Below are 11,451 nucleotides of genomic sequence, written 5' to 3' on the forward strand. Positions count from 1 at the left end.
CCCTTCTTTAATACTTAAATTTTTGTGTCAGAAGTTCGTTTAATTTATCTGCTTTAAATTTAATGATGTGCACAATTTAATTTTCTTAGTTGAATTAGGGCTTAAAATAAGAAAATAGTTATATTTAATATATTAATATTCACAACTATTTATTATATAATGTAATTTAGTCAATATAACAATACGTTATCAGGAGTTGCTAGATAGAATGGAACATGCCACATTATGTATCCACGATTTTTTAACTACAGATACTCAACGTTGTATCAACCAAGTCATACTATTATTTTCTTTAAATAGTAAATTGAATATCAATATCAATGGTAAACAAACTTCGATTGAAAACAATATCGCTATCATCAATCACAGTGATCTATTTTGTATCACTCACGCAGAACAACTTGTTGAACTAAAAATACCAATACAACAAATCATCCCGCTTAACCAATTATTTTTTAATTGTTACTATGATGCAAAAGCATTGAACGCTCAGGCGTATTTAAAGCAAATAATTTTAAGCATGATTGAAAAGTTAAACACCATAAATTCAACAGAATTACCTCAATTAACTGAGCTTATTTCTACCTTAGAGCATGAAGCTAAAAAAATATCTGAACATGTATATATACCAACAATTCATTGTGAAAATGAACTTTTAAATAAAATATCAGAATATATCCAAACTCACATTACACAACATATCATGTCCAAAGAAATTTCTTCAATTTTTTATATATCTAGTTCATACATATCAATTTTATTTAAAAAATATTTAGGTATTAGTTTTAAACATTATATTACAAGTTTAAAAATTGCGCTTTCACTTGATGAACTTATTAATAGTAACAACACAATTTATCTTATTTCTGAAAATATGGGTTTCAATCATTATGCTAATTATACGCATCAATTTAAGTCATATCTCTGTTTAACACCGCTTGCGTATAGAAAGAAACTTAATATAATGCAGAACAAGCCAATTACGTTATTAACTACTGATATAACTGGATACTCACACTATTTCAAAACTCACTTAAACAACCATACTCAAACGATTGATAATGAAATTATCAATTTAGATCACTTAGAGTACAATGACTTGGCAAAACAACCTACCATCTTTATTCATATTGATAACCTTATGGATATTATTCAAACAAATTTAAACCAAAAACTTAATTTTAGTGATCTTACAAACTGCTATTTACTTATAAATAATGTGAGTAATCTAGCATCAACTTCACTTAATTTAAATGGTATTGTCAATTTTATCGACGCAATTTTTTCAAACTGTATGGGTGTGGTTATTAGAATTAAATCCAAGCAAGAATATGAACAAATAGAACAGGTTATTTCTCAATTTATAATATTCAAACCTAAATATTATACTCATGATAATATGTATAACTTTATGATTCTCTTTGATTCAGAATACTTAAAGTTAAATGATATTAACCGCTTATACATCAAAGCTAGAAGTTTAAATATAAATATCAAATTAGCAATCAACGTTGAGGGGGTATTAACCCAAACTCAAAGTCTTAAACACACTTTTACGCTTTTACATAGATTTAATTTCGACTTTAATTTTATTGATGTAGAACGTAATGAATTACGCGCAATGTTGTTAAAGCATAGCCATCAATTCAATAACGTATCAAGTTATAGTGATTATTATAATAAATTCATCACACTCTCTAAGCTACAACCCAATAAATGTGTATATTCAAAACTTACTAAAAATCACTTCACTCAATATAATCAAAAAGCACCTTTAGGAATAACAGAAATTTTGCAACATACAATACAATTGATTAAAAATGGTTCTGCTGTTGGCTATGAACTAATGGACAAAAGTATATCCGATGTTGCGTTAATGAACCAACATGGAATATATGAACCCATTGTTTATATATTCCAATTCTTAAAGCCATTTTATGGAAAAACAATACTAATACAACCCAATTATTTAATTGCAAAAGAAAAACAATGCACACATTTACTTTTATTCAATTCCAATACACATACAATGTCAAACAAGCGAAAGTTTACATTAAAACAACAAACAATTACTTCAAAATTAATTTTATTTATACGCACGTTAAATAGAGAACATGGTTTTATAGATTATGCATTACCACCTATATTTAATAATATTTTTATTGAACAAACGCTTTTAAAAAATATTGAACGATCAAATATGCCAAAGTCAGAATTACGACATACTACCTATCCTCACACACCTATAGAATTTGATATTGACCGTGATGAAGTAAAATACATTCGTTTATCACCCGCATGTAAATAATCATGTAGCTCATCCACGTTATTTAAAAAATAAGTACATATTAGCACAATTTAATTTAAAAGTTTTGTCATCGCTTATACTTCAATTGCATTATGCTAAAATTTCAGATATAACTGAATAAAAGGGTATATAAAGGAGAATCTAATTTTGAAAAATAAAATGTTTGCAATTGTTATTAGTGCCGTAATGGTTATCGTAGCTATTATCTTAGTTATTATGATGGTTTCAGGCGGCCAAAAAGAGACATACTTCGGCTACATGAAGAATAGTACAACTGCTGAAAAAGTAGTCAGTGAAAAAGACCATAAAGTAGAAGAAAATGTCAAAATACCTTCTAAATCAGGTTTCAACCCTAAAAAGGGTGATTTTGTAAAACTAATTAAATCTGAAGGTGAAGACACTTATAGTAAAATGGAAGTCGTTGATCACGATGACATTCCTCATGGTCTAATGATGAAGATTCATGATATGGACATGAAAGGTATGTAAAATAAGTAACTTCGAATAAAAATTCAGTCCCACAAGCTTTTATAGGAAATGCTTGTGGGGCTTTTTTTCGTCTTATATTATTACCCTAATCTAACATTATTTATAAAAAAGCACTGAATAGATTTATTTTCTATTCAGTGCAAAAATGTCAGAATTTCAATTTAGTTTATATAGATTTCAGGTATGCTTGACCTTTCTCTTTGTCATACGCATTTTCCCATTTTGCGATAACAATGGTAGATAATGCGTTACCTAATACATTCACACAAGTTCGTACCATGTCTAATAGTCTATCCACACCGATAATCAGTGCTAAACCTTCAGCCGGTAATCCCATTGTTGTCAATGTTGTAATAAGTACTACAATTGATACCCCTGGTACACCTGCCATACCTTTTGAAGCAACCATTAAAGTAACCATTAACATAATTTGTTGCCCAATTGACATATCGATGCCATACATCTGTGCAACGAATAAAGCAGCTATTGATTGATATAATGCAGATCCATCGAGGTTAAATGTATATCCAATAGGTACTACAAATGATGTAATGTCCTTTGGAGAACCAAAGTTTTCCATTTTTTTCATTATTATTGGTAGCACGGATTCTGAACTTGACGTTGAAAATGCTAATACGAGTTCATTTTTCAATATTTTAATAATAGAAAAAATACTAATTCCACATAATCTTGCTACAATACCTAATACCACGATAATAAAGAATATCATTGCGCCGATAACTACTAATAGTAATTTTAATAACGGTATTAATGCTGAAGCACCAAAAGTCATAATTGTCGTACAAATAAATGCGAATACACCAATAGGTGCTAATTTCAATATTTTATTAATCATCCAAAATACAGCTTCTAATGAACCACTTAAAACAGCTTTCACAGGTTCTGCTTTTTTGCCAATTGCTGATAAAGCAACACCAAAGAATACTGCAAAGAATATGATTGGTAGTAATTCACCTGAAGTCAATGCCTCAAAAAGATTTTGAGGCACTATGTTTACAATTGTATCGATAAAGTGATTTCCATATGTAGATGATTCAGCAGCTTTTGCTGATGATTCATATGTTGAAATATCACCTTTGGGTAATTTATCTGGATCTAAACCTTTCCCTGGTTTAAATATATTTGCAAAAAGTATGCCTAGTCCTATAGCTATTGTTGTTATAATTTCAAAATATAAAATTGTTTTAAAACCGTAACGCCCCACTGTTTTAGATTCACCTACATTTGATATAGATAATGCTAGTGAACAAAAAACAACTGGAATTACAATCATTTTTATTAAATTCAAGAAGACATCGCCAAAAGGCTTAATGTAATTTGCAATTTCGTCGTGTCCATAAAGTAATAGACCTACGATAACACCTAATACCAACGCGATAATAACTTGCATTGGTAAACTGATTCTTCTTATAATTGCCATGATGTTTCTCCCCTTCTTCTGACATTGCTTAATTATATCAAAATAATTTTTATATAGATATAAATTTTTTCAGCAAAAAGAGTTGTTATTACACTTAATTTTTATTTTTACTCATTATATATATATATAAGTAACATAATTATTTTGACAAATACACAAAATTGCAGTTAAAGACTATGATATGGCGTTATTAAACCTTACTACAAGCCTGATATAATGTTGTAATAGGATATAAAATCACTACTCTTTTAACTAATTTTATATTTGAGTAACATCAACAATCGCTATTAATTTTTATATTCATTTTACTTCAATTGTGTATGAATTATTATATTACACTGTCATTAATTCAGATGTGATAATAAGTAAGACACTATGCTATTGTTTTTGAGTTTTAATATAGTAAAGCATATGTTAAAAGCACATACATTAAAATATATTTAATACAAAAATGGCTGATGCCATATGTATATACGGAATCAGCCAACATGATATTGATTTGCTTTAGTTTATAAAATGATAACATCACTAAATAATGAGTTATTTAATCTTTAGGTTTATATTTCTCTTTAAAAGCGTTATGTTTTGCATCTTTTACATTTTTCTTAGTTTCTGGATCAAAACCTTGCACTAATATACCTTTATATGTACTAATTGGTTGCACAACATAAGTATGTTCCGAATCATCTTTAAACTTAATTTCTTTATAATATAACCCTTTTTTAGCACTATATAATGTTTTCTCTGTTTTAATTTTCTCAGTTAAATGGTTTTCATCCATGTAATTATCAACTAATTCTAAATTTTTGTGACCTTGATATGTTCTTAAACCAAAGAAAAAAGCTACGGCCAAAATTAACGAAATGATTAATAGTCCCAGTATTTTCAAAAACGTCTTCATTATTTATCTCCTTTTAAGTAAAAACAATCATAATAAATACTCTATTGTTAATCCTCATACTCTTAAATTTCTAGACTACTTATTAAAATTCATAATATTAGTATTATGAACGATAACAAATAAATTATAAAGTATTAATACCTTTTGTAACAAAATGTTCTTAAATTTCCACTTATTCACAATGATATATATTATAAAAATATTATGAATATGGACACAACAGTTCCTTGACAATGTACTTTGTTCATAATAAGGTTAAATTTCAAAAGGGGTGATTAAATGGAGGACAAAGTAAGTTACTTAGAAGAACAACTGTGCTTTCTATTTTACGTTTCTTCAAAAGAAATTATAAAAAAATATACTTCATATTTAAAAGAGCATGACCTAACATACACTGGTTATATCGTTATGCTCGCCATTAAAAAAAATGAAAAGATAAACATTAAAACACTTGGACAACGTGTTTATCTTGATTCCGGGACACTAACACCTTTACTTAAAAAATTAGAAAAAAAAGGTTATGTTAGTAGAACACGTGAAATTGATGATGAACGTAATTTACAAATTGCGCTTACAGAACAAGGTGCAAAAGTTCAGGATTCATTATCCCATGTGTCCAAAAAAGTATTTAGTGAATTTGATATGGATATCGATGAAGCCATTCACTTAAAAGAAACACTACAAAATTTTGTAAATAAACATTTCACTAAAGAAATTTAATATATTAAGAGGTAAAGCTACGTTTAAAGTGTGTAATTTATTTATGCTAATTTAAACTTAAACTTGCCTCTATTTTTTTATTTTATTTATAGTAATTGTGATAAAAGTAATAATTATCCTTTTATCATCAGCTTTTGGTAGAACTGTACACATAAAGTGTTAAATACTATAGTTTGACTTTGACTTTCTTTGACTAATATATTATAATATAAATATAAGGTTAAAGGAGAGGTGAAAAATGATGCAAAATACACAAAATCTTTCTACAGATATACTAGAAAATTTATTAACTGAGCATCATGATTTTAAAGTAGATGTATATGAATCAAGTGATGCATATCAAGTCATTGCTGAACTACCAGGTTACAGTAAAGACGATATAGACATTCAATTTGATGAAAAGACATTGACGATCAGTGTTAAAAATACTTCTACAATAACTCAAAACCAAGATAATTACTTGATTAAAGAGCGCAATTCTAACAATCAAAATAGACAATTTATATTCAAAAACGTAGACGAATCAAATATTAAAGCTACGCTGAACCATGGTATATTAAATGTTACTTTACCTATTCATCATACAAAAAAACAAATTAATATTGATTAAATCGTAACAAAACAAATCATAATATAAGGAGAGATGCTTTATGGCATTCAATATGAAACCATTCGATAATTCATTTTTCGATGTAAATCCTAGTAATTTATTTAAAGATTTCGGACGTCAATTTTTTGATCAATTTCCAGGTGCTAATAGTATTAAAACAGATGTTAAAGAATTAGAAGATGCTTACATTGTGGAAGCAGAGTTACCAGGCATGGAAAAAGAAAATATTAATCTGCAGTTTGAAGATAATATTTTAACAATAGAAGGTAAACAATCATTTGAAAATAATAAAGAAGATGAAAATGGACGCATTATCCATCAAGAACGTAGCTTTAGTGATGTAAAACGTCAATATCAATTTGATAATGTCGATGAAAACGGCATTAAAGCAGCTTATGAAAATGGCATGTTAAATGTCACTTTGCCTAAAAAAGAGAAAAAAGAGTCTTCCTCTTCTAACATTCAAATTGATTAACAATCAATTTGAAAAACAACACTTCATTTTTGAAATGTTGCTTCAGAAAGTAGATAAACCTTTCGCATTAATTTGCGAAGGGTTTATCTATTTTTTATTTATATAGTTTTTTCAAATATTTGTCTTCGACAAGTTCATATACAAAATTTAAATCTAATATCGCATCGACTTTACGTAATCAATGATTATTAAGGACTAATTCAGAGATAGAAATCATTTCATATTGATCTCTTTTATCAATTGATTTATTCATCAGAATAATCACGACCACTGCTTAATTTACATATATTATAATATTGGCAGTGATTTATGCCGACTCCTGCGGGAATAGCACTAGCCGAAGACTACAGGCTAAGGCAGTGCCCGCGGAAAGCGTGTATAAAAAGCTGCCAACAAAGTCGGAGATTTTGTCGACAGTCTGAAGTAACACTTAATTTTTTTGTGAAATTTATAGTTTTAACTTACTTTTTTTTAACATTTGCCCCATTGTTACTAATGCTATGATCCCAAATAACGCTAATAATAAAAATGCTAAGTGACTGCTACCTGATAACATTGTGACATATGAAATAACAATCGGTGGAAAGAATCCACCCAATCCGCCCATCATAGAAACAATACCATTTGCAGTCCCTGCCTCTTTACTAAAATAGAAAGGCACAAGTTTAAAAATAAGTCCATTCCCCAAACCAGCGCAAACACTAATTAATAAACAACCTATCGTAAATAGTAAAATATGATTTGAACATCCTAAAATAATTGCGCCAACAATCATCAATGTAAAATCTATCATTAATAACATCACCGCATTAAATTTATCGCCTAATATACCACCTAGAGGTCTCAAAAATGTTGCAAGTGCAATGAATACACCTGAACGTATACCTGCATCTACTTCACTAATACCAAATTGTTGCACTAAATAATTCGGCAAAAACAAACCAAATGCTACAAATGCACCAAAAGTAATGAAATACCAAAGTGATAAATAATATAATTTCAAATCTTTAAATAAACGCTTAGATTGTTCAACTAAAGGCACTTTTACTTTTTTCTCTTTCGGATCACCAAAAAAGAACATAAAAATAGCAAATAAAGCAATCACTACTAAATAACTTCTGACCGTCGTTTGCCATCCAATAATTGATGCGATTGGGGGCGCTAAAAAAGAAGAAATTGCAGTTCCGATATTACCCATGCCATAAATACCATTTGCTAAACCAACGCGTTCTTTAGGAAAATATTTAGGGATTGATGTTACACCAACAGAAAACACAGCACCTCCAACGCCTAAAAAGAATCCTGATGCCATGAGCATCCCTGTCCCTTGAGCCTGACTCAAAAAATAAATTGGAAATAATAAAATGATAAAACTACAGAAAAACACCCATTTAGCGCCTATTATGTTCGTTAAATAGCCAAAAGGCACTCTTAAAACAGAACCTAATATTACAGGTATGGCTAATATAATTGAAAGCTGATTTCCTGTTATATTAATATCTTGAGATATAAAAGGGATTAGCGGTGCAATAATGCTCCACGCCATAAAACCCACAACTAAACTTAAAGATTGTAAAGTTAATTGAAATCCACCTCTAGCTTTGTTCATTACATTCACCTACATTTAATTTTTTATAATTAAGCCTAGTATTCTACAAGCGCCTACAATAATATTATTTATTATGAAGTATTAAGGACTAAATTATGAAAGGTAAAACCGGTGTAATATACGAATTTTTGGAATATTAATATTTGTAGAATACTGGCTATATAGTTATTGTAAAATCTTTGTGAAATAATAAACATAAGGATTATCCCTTAAGTTCTCTAAAATTTCCCCTATTCTTTTTTCAATAATAAATTCAATTTAAATTTTAATTTGTGTAAAATATAGAGACTATGTGAGGAGCTTAAAGCGGAAATGAATTTTCAATCATCTTGATTCATGCCTAAGATGGCATGCAAATGAGGAGCAAAGTAACTTTTACTTCATCATTAAAATACTGTTCTATATCAATTATTCTTTTATACTGAACACATGATTTGCAACGATTTAATAACGTGTGGATGCCTTGGGAATAATATGATAGATGGGCTACAAGCTCAGACAATGTAACTCATATCCCAAACAAGTATACACGCTCAAATTCACTACATTTTAATATAAAAAGGACTAATCCATATGCAAATGGATTAGTCCTTTATCTTGAGCATGAAATTTATATCTTATCCTCAGTTATCTGTTATTTAACAATACATTATATCGTAAAAATTTGCATAGACTTATTAATAGATTATGACATTACCATATTATTTGTTGTCAGAAGTAACTCGATTAAAAGTCCACAAGTTTTTTCTTCATCGCATATTCTACTAATTCCGGTTTTGATTTTAAGTCTAATTTTTGCATAATATGTGTTTTATGTGCTTCTACTGTTTTTACAGATACAAATAATTTTTCTGCTATCTCTTTATTACCATAACCTTTTGCAATTAAAGGCAATATTTCTATTTCTCTTTTAGATAAAATTTTAAAAGGGTCTGATGTAGCCGTTTCGTCTTTGGAACTATTACTAATAAATTCATTCACTAAAGAAGTCGTTAATTTCATATCTACATATGTTTCACCCTGATATACAGTTCTTATTGCTAAAATGAGTTGTTCATCTGGCGCGTTTTTCAAGATATAACCTTTTGCGCCATTTTTTAATACATGAAATAAGTACTCTTCGTCATCGTACATTGTTAATATTAAGATTTTTGTTTCAGGAAAACTTTCTGCTATTTTACTAGTAGCAATCAGTCCTGACTCTCCTGGAGGCATACTCAAATCCATAATTAATACATCAGGTTTATGTTCCATTACTTTTTGATAAGCTTCTAAGCCATTAGCAGCTGTACCGACAACTTCCATATCATCTTGGTAATTTAGAATCATAGAAAATCCTGTTCTGACAACAGCATGATCATCCGCAATAACTATTCTCAAAATTTATTCTCCTTACTCCCTTAAATTGGAACTTCTAAAGTCACTATCGTACCTCTTCCAATTTGACTATCGACATTTACTTCAGCATTTACTAATTCTGCGCGTTCATACATACCATAAATACCTAATCCAGTACCTTGTGGCTGATCAGTTTTAATAAATCCTGTACCTCTATCAACGACTTCAGCTATTAACCTATTACGATTATAATGTAAGTCAATTTCAACTTTGTCCACATTGGCATACTTAATTGCATTAAATAATGCTTCTTGTACTACTCGATAAACAACCGTTTCTATTTCATTGTCAAACCGTTGTGCATCTAGACTTGAATGATAAATAATCTCCATGCCGTAATTAGATTCAACTTGTTTGAAATATGTTTTGAACGCTGCATCTAATCCTAAATCATCCAAAGATGAAGGCCTCAATTCAACAGAAAGGTTACGTATATCATCAATGAGTTTGGACATAAGTCCTTCTATGTGTTTCGAATCAGCAACTAAATCTTGTATTTCTTGCTGATACTTTAACAACCTTAACTCAACATCAATATTCAGCATTTCTTGAACAACGCTATCATGTAGCTCTCTTGAAATACGTTTCCTTTCATTTTCTTGAGCAGAAATTGTTTTTTGCATCATTTTACGTTGATACATCTTATCATGACGTTCAATTTGTGGAGATACATTTTGCAATGTAAATACTTTGATATCATTTACCGAATCAATCGTTTGATACGTTGCAGTAAATGGTTCAATCGTACCTCTATTGGTTTTCATAAATACTTGAAAGCTTGTATTACCAACTTCTTCTGCTTCAAGAAAACAATTTTTGCAAGATTGTAAATCAAACTCATTAGTATATCCATCACATCGATTACAAATCACATTAGTCATATCTCGATAGTCCTCATCATTGGAAATGATATCTTTTGCAGCTTGATTCTTAGCAATAACTTTCCCCTTATTATCAACAAACACTATTTTTTCTCTTGTATTATTGAAATACTGCAATAATAATTCAGTCATATCTTCCATTTGATTTACTTGCACGATCATCACCTAATCTTCTTCTTTAAAAATTCCTAAAACATCAGCTATCGAAATGTCACCATGTGCTAAAGGTAATGGATTTCCATCCCTCTGACCTAATAACAAAACACCGTAAACTTGTCTGTTATACCACAAAGGTATAGCCACCATGGCAGTTAGTAATTCAGTTAAAACAATAGGATATTTATGTTTTTCTGAGGGTAATAAAATTTGATTTACATCTTCAATGATCATGCGTTTACCCGTTTTCATAACATTGCCCGCGAGTCCTTTACCTTTTCTTAAGACTATTAACTTATATCTATTATTTAAATTGCCAGAAACATAATGCCATTTAATCGGTGATACTTGATTTTCTTGCTCATAAAATGCTAAACCTGCAAAGTCAAAACCTTCTCTTGTACGTATTAAATTTAAAGCTGCTTGATAATCAATTTTTTTATTTAAAGGCAATGAACCCAAT

The 11,451-nt window shown here is 29.3% G+C and carries 11 protein-coding genes and 1 pseudogene; 5 read left to right on the forward strand and 7 right to left on the reverse strand.

Going from position 1 to position 11,451, the window contains the following annotated elements:
* The first annotated feature begins 208 nt into the window (after positions 1-208).
* Positions 209-2,308, forward strand: a complete 2,100-nt coding sequence (gene rsp, locus FYJ81_RS05880) for an AraC family transcriptional regulator Rsp (protein WP_154409444.1) — start codon at positions 209-211, stop codon at positions 2,306-2,308.
* A 147-nt stretch (positions 2,309-2,455) separates the two neighbouring features.
* The gene (locus tag FYJ81_RS05885; protein ID WP_107384834.1) at positions 2,456-2,797 is read left to right on the forward strand and encodes a DUF4889 domain-containing protein; all 342 of its coding nucleotides are present in this window, start codon (positions 2,456-2,458) and stop codon (positions 2,795-2,797) included.
* Between the two features lie 166 nt (positions 2,798-2,963).
* On the opposite strand, the gene FYJ81_RS05890 is transcribed toward FYJ81_RS05885, so the two are convergent.
* Complete coding sequence (locus FYJ81_RS05890) at positions 2,964-4,238, reverse strand: cation:dicarboxylate symporter family transporter (protein ID WP_019468836.1); 1,275 nt, start codon at positions 4,236-4,238, stop codon at positions 2,964-2,966.
* 544 nt (positions 4,239-4,782) lie between these two features.
* Positions 4,783-5,139 (reverse strand): DUF3139 domain-containing protein, encoded by a 357-nt coding sequence (locus FYJ81_RS05895; protein ID WP_107385348.1) that lies wholly within the window; start codon positions 5,137-5,139, stop codon positions 4,783-4,785.
* 279 nt (positions 5,140-5,418) lie between these two features.
* On the opposite strand from FYJ81_RS05895, the gene FYJ81_RS05900 reads away from it, so the two are divergent.
* From FYJ81_RS05900 to FYJ81_RS05910, 3 genes are all read left to right on the forward strand, one after another.
* Positions 5,419-5,859, forward strand: a complete 441-nt coding sequence (locus tag FYJ81_RS05900; protein WP_107385347.1) for a MarR family winged helix-turn-helix transcriptional regulator — start codon at positions 5,419-5,421, stop codon at positions 5,857-5,859.
* A 238-nt stretch (positions 5,860-6,097) separates the two neighbouring features.
* Entirely contained in the window at positions 6,098-6,469 is a 372-nt protein-coding gene (locus FYJ81_RS05905) for an Hsp20 family protein (RefSeq protein ID WP_119535766.1), read from the forward strand.
* Between the two features lie 40 nt (positions 6,470-6,509).
* Positions 6,510-6,944 carry an Hsp20/alpha crystallin family protein gene (locus tag FYJ81_RS05910; protein WP_107505423.1) on the forward strand — a complete coding sequence of 145 codons (435 nt, stop codon included), beginning with the start codon at positions 6,510-6,512 and terminating at the stop codon, positions 6,942-6,944.
* Positions 6,945-7,059: 115 nt separating this feature from the next.
* On the opposite strand, the pseudogene FYJ81_RS13325 reads toward FYJ81_RS05910, so the two are convergent.
* The 5 genes and pseudogenes from FYJ81_RS13325 to nreA form a co-directional block, all read right to left on the reverse strand.
* Positions 7,060-7,200, reverse strand: a pseudogene (locus FYJ81_RS13325) (IS5/IS1182 family transposase); the annotation flags it as partial.
* Positions 7,201-7,392: 192 nt separating this feature from the next.
* Positions 7,393-8,553 carry a nitrate/nitrite transporter gene (locus FYJ81_RS05915; protein ID WP_154409445.1) on the reverse strand — a complete coding sequence of 387 codons (1,161 nt, stop codon included), beginning with the start codon at positions 8,551-8,553 and terminating at the stop codon, positions 7,393-7,395.
* A gap of 726 nt (positions 8,554-9,279) precedes the next feature.
* On the reverse strand, positions 9,280-9,933 hold the full coding sequence (gene nreC / locus FYJ81_RS05920) for a nitrate respiration regulation response regulator NreC (RefSeq protein ID WP_154409446.1): 654 nt from the start codon (positions 9,931-9,933) through the stop codon (positions 9,280-9,282).
* Between the two features lie 20 nt (positions 9,934-9,953).
* Positions 9,954-10,994 (reverse strand): sensor histidine kinase, encoded by a 1,041-nt coding sequence (locus FYJ81_RS05925; protein WP_154409447.1) that lies wholly within the window; start codon positions 10,992-10,994, stop codon positions 9,954-9,956.
* Positions 10,995-10,997: 3 nt separating this feature from the next.
* Entirely contained in the window at positions 10,998-11,450 is a 453-nt protein-coding gene (gene nreA, locus FYJ81_RS05930; RefSeq protein ID WP_107384345.1) for a nitrate respiration regulation accessory nitrate sensor NreA, read from the reverse strand.
* Between the last annotated feature and the right edge of the window lies 1 nt (position 11,451).

It is taken from the genome of Staphylococcus sp. McC-251-APC-3A2 (assembly GCF_009695665.1).
GTDB classification, from domain to species: Bacteria; Bacillota; Bacilli; order Staphylococcales; family Staphylococcaceae; genus Staphylococcus; species Staphylococcus cohnii.

What these genes read in the sequence shown, in the direction of transcription:
- rsp (WP_154409444.1), top strand. Translation starts at nt 209, where the DNA reads ATGGAACATGCCACATTATGTATCCACGATTTTTTAACTACAGATACT.
- FYJ81_RS05890 (WP_019468836.1), bottom strand. Translation starts at nt 4,238, where the DNA reads ATGGCAATTATAAGAAGAATCAGTTTACCAATGCAAGTTATTATCGCG.
- FYJ81_RS05895 (WP_107385348.1), bottom strand. Translation starts at nt 5,139, where the DNA reads ATGAAGACGTTTTTGAAAATACTGGGACTATTAATCATTTCGTTAATT.
- FYJ81_RS05900 (WP_107385347.1), top strand. Translation starts at nt 5,419, where the DNA reads ATGGAGGACAAAGTAAGTTACTTAGAAGAACAACTGTGCTTTCTATTT.
- FYJ81_RS05905 (WP_119535766.1), top strand. Translation starts at nt 6,098, where the DNA reads ATGATGCAAAATACACAAAATCTTTCTACAGATATACTAGAAAATTTA.
- FYJ81_RS05910 (WP_107505423.1), top strand. Translation starts at nt 6,510, where the DNA reads ATGGCATTCAATATGAAACCATTCGATAATTCATTTTTCGATGTAAAT.
- FYJ81_RS05915 (WP_154409445.1), bottom strand. Translation starts at nt 8,553, where the DNA reads ATGAACAAAGCTAGAGGTGGATTTCAATTAACTTTACAATCTTTAAGT.
- FYJ81_RS05925 (WP_154409447.1), bottom strand. Translation starts at nt 10,994, where the DNA reads ATGATCGTGCAAGTAAATCAAATGGAAGATATGACTGAATTATTATTG.